At 71.7% G+C, this 18,797-nt stretch carries 24 protein-coding genes; 18 read left to right on the forward strand and 6 right to left on the reverse strand.

Annotated elements, in window-relative coordinates; translation table 11 throughout:
• Positions 1-356: 356 nt before the first annotated feature.
• Positions 357-1,154, forward strand: a complete 798-nt coding sequence (locus tag ACFYYJ_RS40185; RefSeq protein WP_389139699.1) for a hypothetical protein — start codon at positions 357-359, stop codon at positions 1,152-1,154.
• Positions 1,155-1,322: 168 nt separating this feature from the next.
• On the opposite strand, the gene ACFYYJ_RS40190 is transcribed toward ACFYYJ_RS40185, so the two are convergent.
• The 6 genes from ACFYYJ_RS40190 to ACFYYJ_RS40215 form a co-directional block, all read right to left on the reverse strand.
• On the reverse strand, positions 1,323-2,192 hold the full coding sequence (locus ACFYYJ_RS40190; RefSeq protein WP_389139701.1) for a DnaB-like helicase C-terminal domain-containing protein: 870 nt from the start codon (positions 2,190-2,192) through the stop codon (positions 1,323-1,325).
• Positions 2,193-2,275: 83 nt separating this feature from the next.
• Positions 2,276-3,670 carry a replicative DNA helicase gene (gene dnaB / locus ACFYYJ_RS40195; protein ID WP_389139703.1) on the reverse strand — a complete coding sequence of 465 codons (1,395 nt, stop codon included), beginning with the start codon at positions 3,668-3,670 and terminating at the stop codon, positions 2,276-2,278.
• Positions 3,671-3,756: 86 nt separating this feature from the next.
• On the reverse strand, positions 3,757-4,905 hold the full coding sequence (locus ACFYYJ_RS40200; RefSeq protein ID WP_389139705.1) for a hypothetical protein: 1,149 nt from the start codon (positions 4,903-4,905) through the stop codon (positions 3,757-3,759).
• 11 nt (positions 4,906-4,916) lie between these two features.
• Positions 4,917-5,063 carry a hypothetical protein gene (locus tag ACFYYJ_RS40205; RefSeq protein ID WP_389139707.1) on the reverse strand — a complete coding sequence of 49 codons (147 nt, stop codon included), beginning with the start codon at positions 5,061-5,063 and terminating at the stop codon, positions 4,917-4,919.
• 705 nt (positions 5,064-5,768) lie between these two features.
• Positions 5,769-6,632, reverse strand: coding sequence for a hypothetical protein (locus ACFYYJ_RS40210; RefSeq protein WP_389139709.1), 864 nt, complete (start codon positions 6,630-6,632; stop codon positions 5,769-5,771).
• A gap of 1 nt (position 6,633) precedes the next feature.
• A complete protein-coding gene (locus tag ACFYYJ_RS40215; protein WP_389139711.1) occupies positions 6,634-7,506 on the reverse strand; it encodes a sigma-70 family RNA polymerase sigma factor in 873 nt (290 codons plus the stop codon).
• Between the two features lie 481 nt (positions 7,507-7,987).
• Between ACFYYJ_RS40215 and ACFYYJ_RS40220 the strand changes: the two genes are divergently transcribed.
• From ACFYYJ_RS40220 to ACFYYJ_RS40300, 17 genes are all read left to right on the forward strand, one after another.
• On the forward strand, positions 7,988-8,353 hold the full coding sequence (locus ACFYYJ_RS40220; protein WP_389139713.1) for a hypothetical protein: 366 nt from the start codon (positions 7,988-7,990) through the stop codon (positions 8,351-8,353).
• A complete protein-coding gene (locus ACFYYJ_RS40225) occupies positions 8,350-8,646 on the forward strand; it encodes a hypothetical protein (RefSeq protein WP_389139715.1) in 297 nt (98 codons plus the stop codon). The genes ACFYYJ_RS40220 and ACFYYJ_RS40225 overlap by 4 nt, the downstream gene beginning before the upstream one ends.
• An 11-nt stretch (positions 8,647-8,657) precedes the next feature.
• The gene (locus tag ACFYYJ_RS40230) at positions 8,658-8,831 is read left to right on the forward strand and encodes a hypothetical protein (RefSeq protein ID WP_389139717.1); all 174 of its coding nucleotides are present in this window, start codon (positions 8,658-8,660) and stop codon (positions 8,829-8,831) included.
• The gene (locus ACFYYJ_RS40235; RefSeq protein WP_389139719.1) at positions 8,828-9,514 is read left to right on the forward strand and encodes a hypothetical protein; all 687 of its coding nucleotides are present in this window, start codon (positions 8,828-8,830) and stop codon (positions 9,512-9,514) included. The genes ACFYYJ_RS40230 and ACFYYJ_RS40235 overlap by 4 nt, the downstream gene beginning before the upstream one ends.
• Positions 9,511-10,911: a hypothetical protein gene (locus ACFYYJ_RS40240; protein WP_389139721.1), complete on the forward strand. Its 1,401-nt coding sequence runs from the start codon at positions 9,511-9,513 to the stop codon at positions 10,909-10,911. Before ACFYYJ_RS40235 ends, ACFYYJ_RS40240 begins: the two co-directional genes overlap by 4 nt.
• 84 nt (positions 10,912-10,995) lie before the next feature.
• Complete coding sequence (locus ACFYYJ_RS40245) at positions 10,996-11,382, forward strand: hypothetical protein (RefSeq protein ID WP_389139723.1); 387 nt, start codon at positions 10,996-10,998, stop codon at positions 11,380-11,382.
• Entirely contained in the window at positions 11,379-11,579 is a 201-nt protein-coding gene (locus tag ACFYYJ_RS40250) for a hypothetical protein (RefSeq protein WP_046780837.1), read from the forward strand. Before ACFYYJ_RS40245 ends, ACFYYJ_RS40250 begins: the two co-directional genes overlap by 4 nt.
• 20 nt (positions 11,580-11,599) lie before the next feature.
• The gene (locus tag ACFYYJ_RS40255) at positions 11,600-11,881 is read left to right on the forward strand and encodes a hypothetical protein (RefSeq protein ID WP_389139725.1); all 282 of its coding nucleotides are present in this window, start codon (positions 11,600-11,602) and stop codon (positions 11,879-11,881) included.
• Positions 11,882-11,892: 11 nt separating this feature from the next.
• Positions 11,893-12,234 (forward strand): hypothetical protein, encoded by a 342-nt coding sequence (locus ACFYYJ_RS40260; protein ID WP_389139727.1) that lies wholly within the window; start codon positions 11,893-11,895, stop codon positions 12,232-12,234.
• Between the two features lie 91 nt (positions 12,235-12,325).
• Positions 12,326-14,719 (forward strand): hypothetical protein, encoded by a 2,394-nt coding sequence (locus ACFYYJ_RS40265; RefSeq protein WP_389139729.1) that lies wholly within the window; start codon positions 12,326-12,328, stop codon positions 14,717-14,719.
• 214 nt (positions 14,720-14,933) lie between these two features.
• Entirely contained in the window at positions 14,934-15,494 is a 561-nt protein-coding gene (locus ACFYYJ_RS40270; protein WP_389139731.1) for a hypothetical protein, read from the forward strand.
• Between the two features lie 94 nt (positions 15,495-15,588).
• The gene (locus ACFYYJ_RS40275; protein WP_389139733.1) at positions 15,589-16,233 is read left to right on the forward strand and encodes a hypothetical protein; all 645 of its coding nucleotides are present in this window, start codon (positions 15,589-15,591) and stop codon (positions 16,231-16,233) included.
• A 99-nt stretch (positions 16,234-16,332) separates the two neighbouring features.
• Entirely contained in the window at positions 16,333-16,500 is a 168-nt protein-coding gene (locus ACFYYJ_RS40280; protein ID WP_389139735.1) for a pRL2-8, read from the forward strand.
• Positions 16,501-16,681: 181 nt separating this feature from the next.
• A complete protein-coding gene (locus tag ACFYYJ_RS40285; RefSeq protein WP_389139737.1) occupies positions 16,682-17,155 on the forward strand; it encodes a Pycsar system effector family protein in 474 nt (157 codons plus the stop codon).
• Between the two features lie 37 nt (positions 17,156-17,192).
• Positions 17,193-17,606 carry a hypothetical protein gene (locus ACFYYJ_RS40290; protein ID WP_389139739.1) on the forward strand — a complete coding sequence of 138 codons (414 nt, stop codon included), beginning with the start codon at positions 17,193-17,195 and terminating at the stop codon, positions 17,604-17,606.
• Between the two features lie 124 nt (positions 17,607-17,730).
• A complete protein-coding gene (locus ACFYYJ_RS40295; protein ID WP_389139741.1) occupies positions 17,731-17,961 on the forward strand; it encodes a hypothetical protein in 231 nt (76 codons plus the stop codon).
• Positions 17,962-18,051: 90 nt separating this feature from the next.
• On the forward strand, positions 18,052-18,744 hold the full coding sequence (locus ACFYYJ_RS40300) for an NUDIX domain-containing protein (RefSeq protein WP_389139743.1): 693 nt from the start codon (positions 18,052-18,054) through the stop codon (positions 18,742-18,744).
• The last annotated feature ends 53 nt before the right edge of the window (positions 18,745-18,797 follow it).

Here is an 18,797-nt window from a genome sequence, read left to right on the forward strand (position 1 = left end):
AGGGGGGAGCGTTTTGCCAGGTCAGCGATGTGCTGCCGATTTTTTTCCGACCAGGTCGGTCGGAAATCCGTCGGGTCCGATCGGAAATCCGACCATCGAAACGACCTGGGACTTTGTGCATCGCCGCAGGTCGCTTCGATGGTCGGAAATCCGACCAGCACCGTGAAGCTCCTCCGGGCCGACGACATCCCCGGGCCCCGCCCCACACCGTCTGATCGAGCGTCATTCTGATCACAGAGAGCTACTTTTCACTTCGCGGCAGCTTCGGGAGGACAGGGCCGTGACGTCGAGCACCTGTGCTGGCTGGCAGCTCCAAATCGCTTCCCGCCTGCCGCCCCCACCCGCAAGATCGGGGCGTGAACGTCATCACCGAGGTCTACCAATTCCTCAAGGCGCACCAAGCGGCCTTGATGCCCCTCTTCACCCTGGCCGTCGGCTTCGGGGGCGCCCTGCTCGGAGCCCATCTCCAGGCCCGGGGCGGCTTCGCCCAGGCGCAGGCCGCCAAGGACGCCGCGGAGACGGCCGCCACCGCGACGATCGCCGCCGTCCGGGAACAGACCGAGCGCGCGGCGGCCGCCGCGCACGCCGCGACCGTCCGGGACCGGAGGGAAGCTGCGATATCCGAGCTCCTGCGCACCACGCGGGAGTTCGCGGCGGCCCTGGACCGCCTCTACCGGGAGCCGGACACCGCTGCCGTGGACGTGGCCTACGACGCCTTCCTGCGCGCCCAAGGCGCCGTCGAGCTGACCGTTCCCACCGTGCTGACACCCGCCACCAACCTGGTGGTGGAGACCGCGCAGAACCTGGCGGTACTCGCCCGGGACCGGGCCGAAGCCCAGCGTGCCCGGGTGCACTTGGCGGCCCTGGCCAGCTCCATGCCGGAGTACATGGGCATGGAGCTGGCACAGACCGCGTTGACGTCCTTCCGCGAGGCCTGCCAATCCGACAGCCCGGACCTGATGGAGCGGCACAACGCGGCAAACCAGGAGCTCTCCCAGATCTCGGGGATCACCACCGACGAGCAGACCGTGCTGCTCCTCGACTGTTTCAACGAGGAGCTGGCCCCGCTCCGCACCCAACGCAAGCAGGAGCACGCCGAGGCGGTGAAGGAGTTCATCGCCCGCTCCCGCGCCGTCCTGGGCGTCAACGACTAAAGATCGGCGAGATGCCGCTACTGACCGTTCCGATCCTCCCCGATGGCCAAGCTGCCCGGCCCGGACGCCGCGAACGACGACGCCCCCGGCGCGGGAGTGCGCCAGGGGCGGAGCCGGTGTGTGACTACGGATGGCACTGTTGCAGACGGAGCGGACACTGTCGCGGGCTCACGCGGACACGATGTCGGCGAAGCGCGCGTAGTGGACCTGGAAGGCGACGTCGGCCGCGATGGCGGTCCGGGAGCTGCGCGCCTTCGCGACGACCAGGTCGGCCTCCAAGGGCCGCGACGTCGGGTCGTACGCGTCCTCGCGGTGGACCAGGACCACGGTGTCCGCGGCGAAGGCCACCTCGTCGTGCAGGTCCTCCAGGGCCGGCATCCAGTGCGGCCGCCGCGAGACGCCGCCGAGTGGGGCGGTGGCGACGACAGGGACGGCCAGCTCACGGGCCAGGGCCTTGAGGGCGCGGGCCGCCTGCCCCAGGGAGAAACCGGGCCCCACGGCGTCCAGGCCGTCCACCTCGACGAGCTGGACCTGGTGTTCACGCACCAGGCGCCGGGCGTGCTCCATCAGCTGCCCGTCGCCAAGTACGGCCGGGGCCAGGACGAACAGCGGGGCCACCTCGAGGATCGAGCGCGCACGCGCCAGCCGGCGGAGGTCCTCCTCCACGAGCTCGCCCGTCCGGACGTGGTCTCTGGCCACCCGTCCGGCCGTGACCAGTGCGCGAACCATGATCTGCTCCGCGCTCTGCTCGGCGGACGCGAGCAGGACGGGCACCACCACGCGCTCCTCGTCCCGGCCGCCGAGCGTGCCCCCGGCGTTCCACTGGCAGATGTTCTGCAGGAGGGTGCTGCGGCCCAGGCCAGGCCGGGACGCAAGAACCGTCAGTGTGCCCGGCTCCAGCCCGCCCATCACGGCATCGAGCCCCTTAAGCCCGGTTCGAAGACCCGGCCGGTGCCCGAGGCTGTGCGCCGGCGCCTCCCCGCTCTGCGCGAGGAGCTCCGCCATCGTGAGCACGGGCGACTGCTCGGTCCACTCCATCTCGGAGGACGTCCTTTCAACGAAGGGGTGGCCGCACCGGTGCGGCCACCCCAGGGTGGGAAAACAGGCAGGTCACAGGCCGATCAGGTGCTCGCCATGTCGACGAACCGGCTGTAGTGGCCCTGGAAGGCCACGCTGATCGTCGCCGTCGGCCCGTTGCGGTGCTTGGCCACGATCAGGTCCGCCTCGCCCGAGCGGGGCGACTCCTTCTCGTACGCGTCCTCCCGGTGCAGCAGGATCACCATGTCCGCGTCCTGCTCGATGGAGCCGGACTCGCGGAGCTCGCCGATCTGCGGCTTCTTGTCGGTGCGCTGCTCGGGCCCGCGGTTGAGCTGGGACAGCGCGATGACCGGGATCTCCAGCTCCTTGGCCAGCAGCTTGAGGTTGCGGGACATGTCGGAGACTTCCTGCTGGCGGTTCTCCGGGCGCCCCATGCCGCCGGACTTCATCAGCTGCAGGTAGTCCACGATCAGCAGGTCCAGGCCGCCCTTGCTCTGCTTCATCCGGCGGGCCCGCGAGCGGATCTCGGTCAGCGACAGGTTCGGGGAGTCGTCCACGATCAGCGGGGCCGCGTCGATGTCGGGCGTGCGCCGGGCCAGCCGGTTCAGGTCGTCCTCGGTGACCGTGCCCGCGCGGATGTGGTGCAGGGCGACCCGGGCCTCGGCGCTGTAGAGGCGCTGCATGATCTCGGAGCGGCCCATCTCCAGGGAGAAGAAGGCGACGGTGTGGCCGTAGCGGACCGCCGCGGCCCGGGCCATGTCCAGGGCGAGGGTGGACTTGCCCATCGCCGGGCGGGCGCCGATGACGATGAACTGACCGGGCTGGAAGCCGTTGGTCAGGCTGTCCAGGTCGGCCAGGCCGGTGGGAATGCCGTCGATCTTGTCCGTGCCCTTGATCCGGGCGTCGAGCTCGTCCCAGAAGGAGGGCACGTCCTCGCGGACGTAGGCGTAGCCGGCGGTCTGCTCCCGGGTCGCCAGGGCGTCGAGGACCTCGGCCTCGACGGAGCTGCGGACCTCGTCGAGCTGGCCGACGCCGGAGTAGCCGAGCTGTGTGATCTTCGTCCCGGCCTGGACCAAGCGGCGCAGGACGGCGTTCTCGTGGACGATCTCGGCGTAGTAGGCGGAGTTCGCTGCCGTGGGCACGGCCTGGACCAGGGCGTGCAGGTAGGAGGCACCGCCGACCTTGGCGATGTCACCGCGCCGGGTGAGCTCGGCGCCGACGGTGATCGGGTCGACCGGCTCGCCCTTGCCGTACAGGTACAGAATCGCGGCCTGGATGGTCTCGTGGGCCGGGCGGTAGTAGTCCCGCTGCTGCATCGGGGTTTCGAGGACCTCGCCGATCGCGTCCTTGCTCAGCAGTTGGCCGCCGAGGGCGGCCGTCTCGGCTTCCAGGTTGTGCGGCGGAACGAGCTCGAACCCGTCCCGGCGAGGGCGGGGGTACTCGTCGTCAGGAGCAGCGTGGGGTGCGACGATGGTCATACGGATCTCCTTGGTGAGGTCTTCTGTGGCGGCCGGTTCTTAGCGGGAGTGGCCGCCACAGGCATGTGCGGAACTACGGGTACGGGTCACGCGGGCTGACCGGCGCGGAGCCGGGCCAGCAGGTCGGCGCCGTTGACGGACGCGGGTTCGGACCCCTGACGCTGCTGACGCTCACGCTCGGCGAGACGGCAGGGCGAGCAGTCCCCCTCCTCGAACGCGGGATGCCGTTCGCACATCGCCGGGCCGGAGCGCTGCTTCGGGACCGACGCCTGCGGGGCCTCGGGCCAGGTCATCGCGTCCTCGATGCTCTTCCAGCTCGGCTTCACCCGGCCCATCCACTCGGCCAGTCGGCACAGGTGGTCCTGGTTCGCGCCGGCGGCCAGGAGCTCGGCCGCCTCGGCGCCGATGGCGGCCGCGCGCTTGGGCAGGTACGGGTGGCCGCTGGCCGTCATGCCGCTGGCCCAGGCCTCCACCACGGAGGCCGCAGCCGAGACGTCAGCATCGGGGGTGGCGTCGGGCGCGGGCGCGGCCGCCTTCTTCGCCAGCTTCTTCGGGGCAGCCTTGGCGCCGGACGGCGCCTTCGCGGCGGGTGCGGACCGGCGGCTCTTGGGCGCCGCAGGCCGCTCCGCACCCACTCCCTCGGGGGCACCGGCCCCGGCCCGGGCCGCGGGCTTCTCCGCCCCGGCCGCAGGGGCCGGCGCGGCAGCGGCCTGCGGACGGTTGGAGGTCCGCCGTACCTTGCCGTCGTCGGTCCGGGTGTGGAGCGGCGGCTGCGGCGGGTTCTCCCGCCAGTCCGGGGTGTAGGCGTCGAGCTTGTCCCACACGTTCCGCCAGCCCACGTACGCGTCCGGCGGCAGGTCGTTGACCTGGTACTTCCGGAAGGAGTTCTGGATGCCGCCCTTGCCCGTCGAGGTGACCAGCCGCTCGTCGCCGTCGGGGTTCACGACCAGGTCGTGCTCGGCGAGCAGGCGCAGAGCGTCCTTGACCATGGTCGGGCTGCAGGGCTTGTCGTTGATGCCGGGCAGCAGGTAGCACAGCTGGTCCACCGACATCCGGCGCAGGCCACCGCCGGTCCGCCGTGCCGTCTCGGAGACCATCGCCCGCAGCAGCAGGTACAGGTGGAGGGCGGTCCGGGTGATGCCGGGCACCAGGAGCACCCAGTCACGGACCTGGGTGTAAGACCAGTAGTCGGTGATGTCGCCGACGAACTCGATGTCCTCGGCGTTCTCATCCATGACGGGAGCAGTCATCGGGCCACCGCCCCGGCGGCCGGCGCGGTGGTGAAGGCGGTGCAGTCGAGCGCGTTCGTAGTCACCAGGCCGTTGTATGCGCCAAAGCGGACACCCTGCTCAGAGCAGGTCAGCGGGCGACTCAGGGTGTAGTTCGTAGTCATCACGGCGCCTTCGTACGCGGCCGCGACGGTTACCGTCGCGGGCTCCGCAGAGGCGGGCCGGAGGGGGCGGTGCATGAGGTGTTCGGCTCCCGTTCGGGGTAGGAGCCGTACGTCGGTGGGGATCACCCGGACAGCGAGGTCATACGCAGGGTGGTGCTGCGCTTTCCTGCGATTGCTCGCTATCCTGGGCGGTGGTAACCGGGCCTCGTGCTTGGTGCCCGGCGTTACCGCCGACGTACGACTCGGGAATCAGTGGCTTTCTCAGGGCCTGGTGGCGAGTCGTGGTGCATGAGATGGCCGCTTCCTGTTGACGCAGGGGCGGCCATCGCCCGTTTTACGGGTCCATCGTCGCGTCCGATCTCCGGTTGGGCTGACCGGGAAGTCTGTGGTCAAAGCAGGCCCGCCCGCGATCATGCGTGGTCGTTCGCCTGTTGTAACTTGCCGGACGGTGCTTTGGTCCCGCTGTCCCGTCTGCCGGGCGAGAACTTGCGTGGGCGTCCCGCAGGGCGGGCCGACGGCGTGTCGCCGGGCCCAACGTGCGCGCGACCGCATACGGGTACGCGTAGCCTGCTGCCATCGCAGGCACCTCCAGTCCACTACAGGTGCTTTGGACGCGGGCGCCGACCTTCCACAACCGGCACCGCGACCGGCAGGCCCTCCGCATCGCGGCGGGCCTGTTCGCGTTTTGCGGGCCCATCATCCTCCTCAGCCCACCCGATCGTGCTCAGCGGACGAACTCTGGGTGTGTCGGGCGTCGTCGAAGGTGACGTAGGCCGCCGTCGCGTCATCGCTCACCTTGAACCTGGCCCAGCGGGTGCCATCGGCGTCGGACGCTTCGGCGGATCGGGTCTTGGAGATGAGCGCTGCCGGCCCGGCCCCGTCCAGCACGTCGAGCAACTCCTCCCAGGAAAGCTGGTGGAAGGTGTCGGCGAGACGGCTGGCGCCATCCGACAGCAGCGCTGCACGCCGGACTTCAGCGGCGGGGACACTGCCGGTGATGGCGTGGTCTGCGGCTGCTGGATTGGTGGATGCGACCCAGTAGCCGCCGGGGCTGTTTCGCAGGCTGCGCTGCACGGCTACGAGTTCAGAAACCCGAGCGGCCCGCTCGGGGGTGCCAGCGGGTCCGGCCAGCGCCGCCGCCATCTCCTCCCCCGCGACGTCTTCGACGCTGGTGTCCGCTACGGCCTTGACCGTCCCGGCCGTGTCCAGCACCAGGACGGAGTCCGACAAGACGAGGTAGTCGAGAACACTCTGACGCTGCCGGAGCATGACTACGGTCGCCGCGGGGACTGCCTCCTGGTCGAGAGCGCAGGTACCCGAGTGCATCGCGTTGACATCCTCGATCGCGGTCCGGAGCGCCTCGGCGAGCGGCCGATCGTCGTCACCCATCAGCGCGACCAAGCGCGTGCCGAGCTGCCGGACGAGCCACGGTGTGCCGTGGCTGCACGCCATCGGCAAGTCCTTCGGTGCGGACAGTCCATCGAGCACCACGACACTGCCGGGGCCTGTGAAGACGCCGTCCTCGTTCTCGTCCCCCACGCCCTTGGCTGACGCCGTGGTGATCTGCATGTCAGGCCCCTTCTGGGCGGTAGAAGGGAGTGATGCGCTCGCTCTCGAGGATCTCCCCCGTCGTCGGGTCGAATCGGCTGGAGATCAGCGTTGAGAATCGCTTGGCCCGGAGTTCGCTGTGCACGTTGGCCAGTTCCCGGGTCAGCCAGTGGACGACGCCACCGGAGCCGATGGCGTGGATCCCCGCCACGTACAGGAAGGTTCCCTGACCGTCGGGGCGCGGCAGCCGGCCGAAGTACGCGACGTCGCTGTTCTCCCCACTGTCCATCGGTGAGCGGTAGGTCTTCCCGCTGGTCCGGTCGGTCAGGTGCCAGCCCTCGGAGTCCTTGGCGAACCGCAGATGCGGGTCACCTTCGAGGATCTGTTCAAGGAGCGGGGACAGCCGGGGGCCACAGATGACGACGAGATTGTTCCGGTTGAGGCGGACGTTGCCGCCGACCGGAATCGGCTCCAGGGTGCAGGCAAGGCCGACTTCCTCGGCCAGCTCGCTCAGCTTCCCGTAGGTCTGGACGTCCGGCGTTGCGATCACCGGGCCCTGGACGGCCTTCTCCTTCCCGTCCTCCAGCTTCTCGGCCAACGCCACGATGACCGTGCCGGAGCCGAGGAAGAGGCGTTCAGGGGGCGACCCCTTGGCCAGTTGGCTCACGCGAGCCTTACTGATGCCGAGTTCCGTCGCCAGCTGGGTGCTGTTCAGGTTGCCCGTACGCAGGGCTGCGTTCATGGCTTCATTGCGGACGGCCTGGAGCTCGTTGCCGTAGTCCAGCACACGGCCGGTAAGGCTGTGGGCGGACTTGGCCCGCTCAAGAGGGTCGATCAGTTCCTTGAGCTGGGACAACGCGGCATCGAGAGCCGCATCGAGCTGTTCCTGATCCATTCGTGCCTCCCTTCGTAGGGTCCTGTTTAGCGCATTTAACCGTAGCTGTTCAAGGTGCTTGACGCTTCGGCGGGGTCGTCCTATGGTTTCGATGTCGCCAGGTTAAGCGGGCTTAACCGAATCGGTTGAGCGTGCTGTACCTGCACGTCAAAGCACTTCTTTTGCTAGCGCAGCCGCTGAGCAGCACCCGGTTGCGGACGGCACCTCCATGCCCAAAACGGCGACACCGGACCGCCTCGGAGCTGTACCGAGCTGGTGTCCCGAGAAGAACTCCACAGAGTGACAAGGCGAAGAAACACAAGCTCAGGCCCTATGTCTTCAGTCCGGCGCTCGCCCTTACGGGGGTGCCGCGGCTGTGGCTATCAGGCCACCAGCTACGCCCTTCCCCGCCAACGGGGAGCGGCCCCGCCAGTCCCTGGTGCTCGAACACCTGGGGCGGGGCCGCTGCACGGACAACCCCTCCAACACAGGAGTTGAACCGATGGACAGCATCTCCTACATCCACGCCGCCGCGCAGCAGCCGGCGGCTGAGTCCCGCCTCTTTGCGATCGACCGGATCGGGTTGTCGGCGGTCCTTGGGATCGACGTCGACCTGGTCCGCGGCCCCGCCGGCGCCGAGGACGAGCTCGACGAGTACACCCGCCTCTGCGCGCTGGTCGACATGACCGACGCCGGGTTCGTCGGCGACGCCGACCTGGACCTGATCGGCGGTCTGATCGAGGACATGGAGCGCGAGGACGACGACCTCGGCCCCGAGCCCGAGGGCCGCTCCGGCATCCTCCCCGTCTCCGACGCCGACATCTACGGCGAGGCCGACGACTACTTCGCGACGGGGTGGGCGGCATGAACGCCGACACCCTGCGCCGGGCCCTGGACGGCGGCCGCGACCTCGCCCGCCGCCTGATCGAGCGGGCCGACCGGCTCCACCCCGCCGCTCTCGTCGTCCTGGTCGCCGTGCTCCTGGCCGTCGGCTACGGCGCCGGGGTCGTCCTCGTCGCCGCCGCCATGGCCGTGGTCACCGCCGTGGCCGCGCTCCTCAAGGCGGGCGCCGTGGTGATCGCCGGATGGCTGCTGCTCCGCCTCGTCTACCAGGGCGCCGTCCGCTGGTCCGCAGGACGAGCCGGGCCGGTGACCACATGACCCGGCCGTGCGTGATCGAGACGCTCCTCGACCCCGAGACCCTCACCGTTGCCCGCACCACCCGCACCCGCGCCCACGACGAGGGCCGGTGCGCGCAGCTCCTCGCCGCCCAAAACCGCCGCCGTGCCCACCGGGCCCGGCTCGACGCCCAGGCCGACCCGACCCCCGAGGGAGTACCCGCATGATCCGCCAGCACTGCGCCGACTTCCGGTTCGCCCACCCGGGACCGGTCACCGACTGGACCCCCGACGAGTTCGAGGGCTACCTCGCCGCCCAGGACGCCGACCGCGCCGCCGCCGCCCGGACCCTGTCCCGCCGCATCGTGCGCGCCGGGTGGGCGCTCGTCGAGGTCGTCCTCGCCGCCTACGCCTGCCTCGCCGTGGTCGTCCTGGTCGCCACCAACAAGCTCGGCGACGGCGCCGACTGGGTGGCCGACAAGCTGTGCAACGGAACGGACCACACCACCCGCCGCCTCGCCCGCCTCGGGCGGCCCGGCCCGAACCGGCTTCTCGTCCGGCTCTACGACCCCGGCGAGCCCGGCCGAATCCTCCCCCACGACGACCCCGACGAGGACGACGCCGCCCGCTGGTTCGCCCACTGGGAAGCCGAGGTCGCCTACTCCGACGCCGCCGAGGCCCGCGCCGACGAGGCCGAGACCCGCGCCGAGCGCGCCGAGGAGCAGCTCGCGGGCGCCGAGGCCGCCCTCGCCCTGCTCTACGTCGCCGCGAACCTGGACGCCGTCCGCGCCGCGCAGCGCGAGCAGTTCATGACCGGCACCCTCCGGTCCGGCAAGTCCTTCCCCAACCCCACCCCGCCCGCCGGCATCCCGGCGGCGGGCAGCACAACCCGTAAGGAGATCACCCCGTGACCGCCGTCTCGCTGGAGAAGCCCTTCGACGACCTCGCCGACGAGCAGCTCGCCGACCCGGCGGGCACCGAGCCCGGCACCGACCCCGGCCTCGCCTCGTACGTCACCGCCCAGGCCAACGCCAAGGCCGCCGAGATCAGGGCCCGTTCCGAGGCCAAGGTGCGGGAGATCAAGGCCCAGGCCGAGGGCGACGCGCTGCGCGCCGCCGCCGAGGCCGACGCCGAGAAGCAGCGCATCGCCAACCGGCGCGCGGCGATGAAGCTGGAGCAGGACGAGGCCGCGCACGAGCGGAGGATCGCCGAGCAGCAGGCCGCCAAGGCGAAGGCCGACGCCGAGAAGGCCCGCACCGACAAGGCCTCCGCCGACCAGGAGCAGGCCGAGGCCGACCGCGTCGCCGAGGAGCAGCGCAGCGAGACCACGTGGAAGTGGGCGGCGCGCGGGATCTACGCCGCCGGCATGGCGCTCGCCGCCCCGATCCAGTTCCTCGCGTTCTGGGACCCCGAGCGGAAGTTCATGGTGTCCGCGCCGATCCTGCTGGAGGGGCTCGCCCTGGCCCTCGCCGCCGGGGCCGCGTGGGCCGTCGCGACCCGCCGCGACGTCCTGCCGTTCCGGATCGGCATCGTCATCGCCGCGATGATCGCCGCCGGTATCAACCTGTGGCACGGGCTGACCGACGAGACGATCGGCTTGAACGCCGGGATCATCGGCGGCATCGCCTCGCTCGCCGGGCCGTGCGTCCTCATGGCGTACGAGCATGGCCTTGCCCAGAAGCGCGACGGCATCCCCTCGTTCCGGGAGCGCCGCGACGCCGAGAAGCGCGCCAAGGCAGAGCAGGCCGAGGCCGCCCGCAAGGCCGAAGAGAAGCGGCTCGGCGAGGAACAGCGGGCCGCCGAGCGGAAGGCCGCCGACGAGGCCAAGGTCGCCGAGCAGACCCGGCAGGACACCGACCGCCAGCAACACCACCCCGACGTGTGGGCGGTCGCCGAGATGATGCGCTCCGCACAGGGCACGGCGGTCGTCGACACCCGGATCTGGGCGGCCGCGTGGAAGGTCGTGCACGGCACCGACAAGCCGGGCGAGACCGCCGACACCGAGGCCCTCGCCCGCGCCGCTGCGGCCCGCGTCAAGGCCGCCCGCGAGGGCCTGCTCGGCGAAGACCCCGAAGAGCTCCTTGCCCAGGCGGGTAAAGGGCTCTACGGCCTCGACGGAGGCGCCGACGACACCTTCACCGAGGAGCAACTCGACCTCGTGCGCGAGCTCGCCGCAGAGCTCGGCGACGCCGCTCTCCTGTCGACGGGGAACATCCGCAAGCGGGTCACCTGCCGCACCGCGACGGCCGGTCTGCTGCGCGACACCGTGCAGGCCGAATGGGCCGCGTCGGTCGGCTCCCTGAACTGACGGCACCACTCCGGCGGGGTGCCCGGCCGATGCGCCGGCACCCCGCCCCGAACCATCGGCCCCCGCCTCTTGAGGAGATCCCTCATGGCCATGACCCCGATCCGGTTCCGCACCCTCGTCGACCGTGCCGGACGGCACTGCCAGTGCGACGCCGACGAGCCGTACGGCTGCGGCAAGACACACCCCACCACCGGGGACCGCTGCTACGAGTCCGGCTCCTGGCGAGCCCCCCTCGTCGTCGTCCCCCGCGACCCTCACCTCCCTCTGCACGAGGCCGTCGGGCTGCTCGACTCGCAGCTCGTCGTGATGTGCCGCCCCTGCTCCACCCGCCGCGCGAACAAGGCCAAGGCCGCCCGCGCCGCCCAGGCCGCCGAGCAGCTCGCCGACGCGCAGCTCGGCATGTTCGACGCCACCCCCTACGTCGTCCCCAAGCCCGCCAAGACCCGCACGCCCAAGGAGTCCGCCGCATGATCCCGCTCGCCCACATCGGCGCCGACAGCTCGCCCGCCTCGCAGGAGGGATGGAACCGGCTCGGTGACCGGCTCCACGCCCAGGCCCTCGCCCTCATCGAGAATCCCGACCGCACCGAGGCCGACCTCGCCGCCGCCACCGTCCGGATCGCCGCCGCCACGGCCGCGTGGCAGCGCGCCACCACCGCCCGCCCCTGACCCCCGAGGAGAACCCCGCAGTGAGCGAGACCGCCAACACCGGCACCCGCATCCCCCGCACCGTCATCCTCGCCGCGCCCGTCGGCACCTACCTCGGCATCACCGGCCCGTACGGGAACGACTGGTCGGCCGTCGAGACCACCCTCGTCGCCGGGGGCGGGTTCCTCGTCGTCCTGTTTGCCGGCCCCATCGCCAAGGGCCTCGGCAAGGCGAACAAGGCCGCCAAGGCCCGCGCCAAGGCCAAGGCCGCCGAGCTCAAGGCCAAGGCCGACGAGGCCGCCGCCAAGGCCAAGGACATGTAGGAGCGCCACCCATGCACACCGCCTCGACCCCCGGCGCCGGTACCCCGGCCGCCGGGACCGGCGAGACCTTCCTCGCCACCGCGCACCGGCTCGCCGCCCTTGCCGACGCCAACGCCGCCGCCCACTGGCCGAGCCTCGCCCGGTGCGCCGCCGACCTCGGCCTCGTCTACCTCGACCTCGCCGCCGTCCTCCCCGACGGCGGACCCCCGCGCCGCCCGCACCTGGAGCGCGCCCTCGAAGCGGCCGAGCAGGCCCGCGAATCCCTCGACGACGGCACCGCGGTCGGCTGCTCCGCCCACACCGCCCGCGCCCGTCTGCACCTCGCTCTCGACGAGCTCGAGCGCCGCCCGTAGCCGTGCCCGGACATGCGAGAGGGCCCGGCTGGGACGACACCCCGGCCGGGCCCCTGGCCCCAACCCTGCTGAGAAAGGACCACCCCCCATCATGACCGAGCACACCTCCGGTCACGCCCACCAGGGCGACGACGAGCAGCCCCTGGACCTGACGGCGTTCATGGACGCCGACGAGCTCGACCGCCTCGCCGCCGACGCCCGCGCCGCCGTGCGCGGCACCCCCGCCGGATACGCCGACATGACCACCGGGACCGTCAGCTACTACCCGCAGCACACGCACCCCGCGGGCACCCTCGGCGACGAGGGCCTGGTGATCGAGCAGCTCGACCAGGACCCGGGCGCCGGCGCCCCGGCCCCGGTCAAGGTCCCCCGCCCCCGCACCGCGTGGCAGGACTGGGTGCCCGAGCTGCTCATCTCCGCCGAGGCCCGCCTCGCCCGGCGCCGGGCGATCGAGCACGCCGCCGCCCACCACACCCGGCGCTCGCACCTGTACCTCGGGCGCCTGTTCAAGGCCGGGTGGTACGGCATCCGCTACGGCACCGGCAACCTCGTCGGGCACTTCACGGCCGCCGACTCCTACGCCGACGACATCGCCAAGGCCAAGGCCGCCAAGGCCCGGAAGATCGGCGAGGCGTCCGGCAACGACTGGGTAAGGGCGTTGAAGGCCGAGAAGCGCGCCGAGGGCAAGGCCCGCCGTCACGAGACCCTGCCCGTCCTGGGCGCCGCCGGGGCCACCTCGTACGTCGCCGCGCTCCTGGCCGTCGCCCAGGTGTGGGGCCTGATCATGGCGGGCGTGATCCTGCTGCCCGCCATGGCGGCCCTCATGGCGTACGGGCAGCGCGAGCACGCGCGCCGGCACTCCGACCTCACCCCGGTGGTGCACTTCGAACCGGCGACCCTCGCCGCCGATGCCCCCCTCGGCAAGGACTCGTTCGAGTCGGCCCTCAAGCGCATGGGGCTGATCAAGGAGACCAGCGAGATTCACCTCGTCGGCCTGCCGCGCGCCGTCGCCATCAGCGCCGTCGAGATGACCGTCGAACTCCCCGACGAGTGCAGCCTCGCCGCCCTGGTCGCCAAGAAGGACAAGCTCGCCCAGGCGTTCCGCATCCGGCCCGAGTGGCTCGACATCCGCGACGGCGAGCACTCCGCGCAGGTCGTCGTATGGATGGCCTCGGCCAACCCGTTCGGCACCCCGTTCGTCTCCCCGCTGGTTGACGAGCCGGTGCGCCAGGATGCATGGGGCAAGGGCATCCTGATCGGCTTCAACCGGCGCGGCGAGCCGGTCTACCTCAAGCTGGCGCACGTCATGGTGCTGCTCGGCGGCGCCTCCCGCACCGGCAAGGGCATGCTGCTGCGGAACCTGATCTGTGGTCTCGGCCTCGATCCCCGCGTCAACATTCGTCTTGCTGCGGGCGCCAAGCCCGGCGAGCACATGGGGTACAGCTCCGTGTGCGCCACGTTCTTCGGCCGCAACCCCCGCCGCCTGGTTGCCCTGCTCGACGCCCTGCTCGCCGAGGCGTACCGGCGCGAGGACGTCCTCGCCCGGCAGCGGCGGGCCAAATTCAGCGAGAAGGACCTCGCCGAATTCCCCCTCGAACTCGCCATCATCGACGAATTCGCGCAGTACATCACCGCCACCGAACTCGTCCCCCGCCCCGGCGACCCGGAGAAGGCGATGAAGGCGGGCGACCGGATCGCCGAGCAGGTCGAGGAGCTCGCCGGTTTCGCCGCCGCGCTGAACATCACCGTCATGCTCACCACCCAGGACCCGGACGCCGGGACCATCCCCCGCAAGTTCAAGAACAACAGCAACGCCAGGGTGGCGACGAGGACCCGTTCGGCAGTCCAGACGAATGCGATCCTCGCCGACGGCGCGACCGGCGCTGGACTGCGCGCCCACGACATTCCCCAGGAACTCCGGGGCGCGGCCATCGTCGATATCGACGGCGCGGACGGTGAACTCATCCGCTCGTGCTTCATCGAGGACGAGCACTACGACGGCGCCGAGCCGATCATCGCCGCCGGATACGCGCTGCGCGCGGCCGAGGGCCGGGCCCCCGGCCAGTTCGCCGACCAGGTCGAGGAATGGCTCATCAGGGCCACCGGTGAGACCTCGGCGGCCGGCGGCCCCAACGGGTCGGGACGGCCGGGCAGGCCCGCGGCCGCCGTCATCGCCGCACCCATCCTCGACCTGCTGTTCGGCGCGTTCCCCGAAGGCGCCGACAGGGTCTCCATGGCGGACGTGCGCAAGCACCTCGCCGACTACGACGCCGACCGCTGGGGGCAGGGCGACGGCGAGGAGCGCCCCGCCTACGAGGCCCGCGTCGGCAAGCAGCTCGCCGCCGAGATCGAGGAGGCACTCGCCGGCACCCCGGCCGCGCTGGAGTCCAAGCAGGTGCGCATGCCGGATGGGAAGCGGCCCACCGGCTACCTGCGGGCCGACGTCGAGGCCGCCCGCAACGCCGCCCGGAATAACCCGAATTGACCGGCTGACAGGCCCCCTGACATGCGGCAACCGCGCAGGTCAGGGGCCTGCCACCCCCGACTACGCACCCCCCGGACCCCCTGACTCGGCATGAGGTCACCACTGCCCGTCAGGGGGTCCGGCAAGCCCCTGACCTGCGCGAATGTCGCCAGTCAGGGGGCCTGTCACCCCACCCAAACCACCGCAAAGCGATCACTCCCGAAAGGGGCCCGTCATGACCAGCACCCCCGAGCAGACCACCGCCGCCACCGTCCTCGGCGCCGCCGAGCGCGGCCTCGCCGACGCCCTGCTCGCCGAGGCGTTCACCACCGGCCCGACCGTCCGCCCCGCCCCGGCCGCGCCCGCCATCCCGCCCGGCTTCCGCCTCGTCGAGACCGTCCGCCCCGACGGCACCACCGTCCGCGAGTTCATCCCCCAGGCTGCGACCGCCACCCCCGGCGAACCGGCCCCGGCGGCCCTGCCCGACGCCACCTTCCCCAAGCCCGGCCGCATCCCCGCATGGGCCTACTCGACCCGCGCCCTCAAGACCTACTGCGTCCTCGTCGCCACCGCCTCGACCACCGCCCTCGCCGTGATCTACGGACCCGCCATCGGCGCCGGCCTCACCGAGGCCGCCGCCGGGGTGTGGGCCGCCATCGTCACCGCCGCCAAGGTGCTCGGCTCGATCGCCCTGGTCCTCGGCCTCGCCTACCTGTTCCTCCCCAAGAACAAGAACCGCGCCCCGCGCACCGGCACGTTCGAGGGCATCGTGCGCGGCACGTGGAAGGAGGACTAGCCCCCGCCCTGACCCGACGACCTTCCCCGGCGCCCGCCCCCGACCCCGGGGCGCGGGCGCCGGCACCCCGACCCCAGAAAGGACCCCCGGCACCGTGACCGCATCCATGAACATCAAGGCCCTGCGGGTGAAAGGCGACTACGTCCAGTGCCCCGAGCACGGCACCGTGACCGGCGTCATGCGGGTGCTCGCCACCGACCCCACGACCGCCATGGCCTCATGCGTGCGCACCGCCTCGCTCATCCCCGGACGGGGCAGCACCGGCCAGTGCTTCTTCCCCGTGCCCAACCTGACCGGGCAGCAGGTCGCCGCCATCGCCGCGCAGATCAAGCCCGGCCGGTTCCGCGTCACCCTCCCCGGCGGCACCCTCCTGGAGGGCGAGGTCGCCGCCGCCCAGGCCGCCCCCGCCGCCAAGCCCACCGCGTCCGGGAAGTTCGCCCAGGCGCAGGGCGGACAGGGCGCCGACCAGCGCGGCCGCGCCCCCTCCGGCGGCGGCACCGCCAAGGCTGCGTTCGGGGCGCTGGCCGCCACCGCCAACATGGTCGGCGCCGTCGCCGGAGCCGCCGGACAGGTGGCCGGCGCAGCCGCGCAGACCGTCACCGCGACGGCCGGGGTGGCGGGCAAGGTCGTCGACGCCGGTAAGGCCGGGCTCAACACCGCCACCGCCGGGATCAAGGCAGTCGACAACGCGGCCGCCCGCTCCTTCGCCAAGAACAACCAGAGCAACGACAGCGAATGACCACACCAGCCCGGGTTGGGTCTGTTACCCCCAACACCTCCAACCCGGGCTGTCCGACACCCGCCCCGCATCACCGTCGACCACCGAATGGAGAGCGAGATGCCGAGCAAGACGGCCCTGAACCCGCCCCGCGGCGAGTGCAAGCAGTGCTGGCGCCACGCCTACGACTCCCGCGAGATGCACAAGACGCTCGGCCCCCGCGAGGACTGCCCGGACTGTGTGGACCACATGCTCCACGGCCACCCCGCCCACATGATCGTGAGCTGAGCTGACCCCATTGGGTCCAACAGGCCCGACCCGGCCCGGCGCCCCGACCAGGGGTGTCCGGGCCTTCCTCGTGTTGGCAACTTTGAGTTGGCCAACTTCGTATTGACATGCCAACTTTGAGTTGGCACTCTTTGGGTGTGGGCAGCAGCCCGCGCCGACCGAGACACGGGAGCCGAACGCCATGACGCAGTCCTCCACCACCCCGGCCGACACCGCCACCAGCGCGCGACTGCTGCAGGCCCGCACCGACGTCATCGCCGAGATGGGCCGGACCGACGCCAAGGCCAGCGCGCTCCTCACCGTCCTGGGCATCCCGCTCGCGGTCCTCATCGCCGCCGTCCCCGGCCACCACCTCCCGGCCGCCGCCACCGTCCTCGCCGGGCTCGGCGTGGCCGGCCTCGCCGCCGCGATGCTCCTGGTCCTCGCGATCGTCCTGCCCCGCCTCGGCGGAGACGCCCGCGGCTCCTACCTCCACTGGGCCACCTGCACGCCCGAGGAGGTGACCGCCGACCTCGCCGTCGACCGCAGCGCCGAGCGGCTCGTGGTCCTCTCCAAGATCGCCCTCAAGAAGATGCGCGCCTTACGGGTCGCCATCTTCGTCACGGCGGGCGCGCTCGCCGCCCTCGCCCTGGCCCTCGCCGTCACCCTCGTCTGACCGTCCAACCCGACCCGCGAACAAGGAAGGCCTGTCCATGACCGAGGTCATCACCACCAACACCCCGGCGCCCGCGCCCCACAGCATCAGCCTGCGCATCCGCTACGCCGCCGTGACCGGCGCCGAGCTGCTGTGCCCGATCCTCGCCGGTGTCGCCGCCCTGCTCGCCGCAAACGCCTATCTCCACCACTCCGGGCCCGAGGCCGGACGGCTCGCCCTCCTGGGCGGCCTCGCCGTCGCCGCCGGAATCCTCGCCCAGACGTTCTTCGGCGACGCCCTGCGCCAGACCACCGCCCGCCTCAACGGGCAGCTGCGCGGCGGCCGTACCTGGTCCTGCGCCTCCTGCGGCACCAGCATCCGCGCCGACCGGTGGTCCGACCACGACATCGACACCGCCCAGCGACTCCTCGGAGACCCCGACGCCCACGGCTGCACCGGCCCGCGGACTTGATGCACGGGGCGGTCGGCCACCCGGCTACCAACCTTGACGCCGACCGCCCCGCGTCCCAGCCCGCTCCAACCCGGAGCAGGGGGCAGCCACATCGTCCCTCACACCCGAGACGGAGCCCGAACCCATGACCCCCACCCGACCCGACACCGACCAGACCATCGCCGCGAAGAAGCGTCTCGATGCGGCTGCCGCCGCGCGGGACGAGGCTATCGAGACCGCCCACCGCACCTACTGGGCAGCGGTCAAGGCCGAGCTGGACGCGAAGAACCTCACCCAGAAGGCCGTCACGCAACACCTCGACTTCAGCCGCGAGCACGTCCGCAAGCAGCTCATCCGCTACACCGCCGACCAGTAGGCCGGCGCAGATCCCGGGCGGCCACAGGTGCGGCCGCCCGGGATCCCCCTCCAGAGCAGAACCCGCCCACCTTGAAGAGAAGGACACGACATGAGCGAGTACAGCCCCGTGGACGTCACGCCGCCCGAGCTGCAGCCGTCGGCGCTGGCCCACCACGTGCCCCACTGGGCGGAAGCGGCGCGGACGCCGGCGGACGTGACCGACTGGCCCCGGCGACAGAACGCCGCGCTCGTCCGGTTCGAGTTCGATGACCGCGGCTGGCCGCTGCATCCCCACGGCCGCACCGGCCGCATCGGCCGCAACCTCGGCAAGTGGGGAGAGAACCAGGCGGCGGACCCGATCGTCGTCGCGGGCGCCGGCCAGGAACGGCGGGTACTGCTGATCACCCGGGACGACATCGGAGTAGAGGCCATCCCCGGCGGCATGGTCGACCCGGGCGAGACCGCCCCGGCCGCCTTGGTCCGCGAGCTCCGCGAGGAGACCGGCGTCGACCTCTCCGACCACCGCCCGATCATCCTCGGCCAGGACCTCGTGGACGACTGGCGCAACAGCGACAACGCCTGGGTCGCCTCCACCAGCGCGCTCTACCTGCTGCCCGCCACGGTGACCGCCGTCGCGGCCGACGACGCCCTCGACGCCACCTGGTACCCCTTCGGATCCGTCGACCAGCTCGACGCCGCGATCACCGCCACCGGACGCACCCTCTACGCCGCGCACCGCCCCCTGCTGCAGCGCGCCCTGGACCACCTCGACACGGTCGTGCAGCCCGACCAGACCCGTTAGACCCAACGCCCCCAACGGGGTTCATCCCGGCATTCCAGCCCGCCGGGGCGCGA

It is taken from the genome of Streptomyces sp. NPDC002467, from assembly GCF_042889825.1.
In the GTDB taxonomy this organism is placed as follows: domain Bacteria; phylum Actinomycetota; class Actinomycetes; order Streptomycetales; family Streptomycetaceae; genus Streptomyces.

Coding starts and splice junctions, on each gene's coding strand:
- ACFYYJ_RS40265 (WP_389139729.1), top strand. CDS start 12,326: ATGACCGAGCACACCTCCGGTCACGCCCACCAGGGCGACGACGAGCAG.
- ACFYYJ_RS40250 (WP_046780837.1), top strand. CDS start 11,379: ATGATCCCGCTCGCCCACATCGGCGCCGACAGCTCGCCCGCCTCGCAG.
- ACFYYJ_RS40190 (WP_389139701.1), bottom strand. CDS start 2,192: ATGGAGTGGACCGAGCAGTCGCCCGTGCTCACGATGGCGGAGCTCCTC.
- ACFYYJ_RS40280 (WP_389139735.1), top strand. CDS start 16,333: ATGCCGAGCAAGACGGCCCTGAACCCGCCCCGCGGCGAGTGCAAGCAG.
- dnaB (WP_389139703.1), bottom strand. CDS start 3,670: ATGACCATCGTCGCACCCCACGCTGCTCCTGACGACGAGTACCCCCGC.
- ACFYYJ_RS40270 (WP_389139731.1), top strand. CDS start 14,934: ATGACCAGCACCCCCGAGCAGACCACCGCCGCCACCGTCCTCGGCGCC.
- ACFYYJ_RS40285 (WP_389139737.1), top strand. CDS start 16,682: ATGACGCAGTCCTCCACCACCCCGGCCGACACCGCCACCAGCGCGCGA.
- ACFYYJ_RS40200 (WP_389139705.1), bottom strand. CDS start 4,905: ATGGATGAGAACGCCGAGGACATCGAGTTCGTCGGCGACATCACCGAC.
- ACFYYJ_RS40290 (WP_389139739.1), top strand. CDS start 17,193: ATGACCGAGGTCATCACCACCAACACCCCGGCGCCCGCGCCCCACAGC.
- ACFYYJ_RS40300 (WP_389139743.1), top strand. CDS start 18,052: ATGAGCGAGTACAGCCCCGTGGACGTCACGCCGCCCGAGCTGCAGCCG.
- ACFYYJ_RS40295 (WP_389139741.1), top strand. CDS start 17,731: ATGACCCCCACCCGACCCGACACCGACCAGACCATCGCCGCGAAGAAG.
- ACFYYJ_RS40235 (WP_389139719.1), top strand. CDS start 8,828: ATGATCCGCCAGCACTGCGCCGACTTCCGGTTCGCCCACCCGGGACCG.
- ACFYYJ_RS40210 (WP_389139709.1), bottom strand. CDS start 6,632: ATGCAGATCACCACGGCGTCAGCCAAGGGCGTGGGGGACGAGAACGAG.
- ACFYYJ_RS40220 (WP_389139713.1), top strand. CDS start 7,988: ATGGACAGCATCTCCTACATCCACGCCGCCGCGCAGCAGCCGGCGGCT.
- ACFYYJ_RS40215 (WP_389139711.1), bottom strand. CDS start 7,506: ATGGATCAGGAACAGCTCGATGCGGCTCTCGATGCCGCGTTGTCCCAG.
- ACFYYJ_RS40260 (WP_389139727.1), top strand. CDS start 11,893: ATGCACACCGCCTCGACCCCCGGCGCCGGTACCCCGGCCGCCGGGACC.
- ACFYYJ_RS40225 (WP_389139715.1), top strand. CDS start 8,350: ATGAACGCCGACACCCTGCGCCGGGCCCTGGACGGCGGCCGCGACCTC.
- ACFYYJ_RS40205 (WP_389139707.1), bottom strand. CDS start 5,063: ATGACTACGAACTACACCCTGAGTCGCCCGCTGACCTGCTCTGAGCAG.
- ACFYYJ_RS40245 (WP_389139723.1), top strand. CDS start 10,996: ATGGCCATGACCCCGATCCGGTTCCGCACCCTCGTCGACCGTGCCGGA.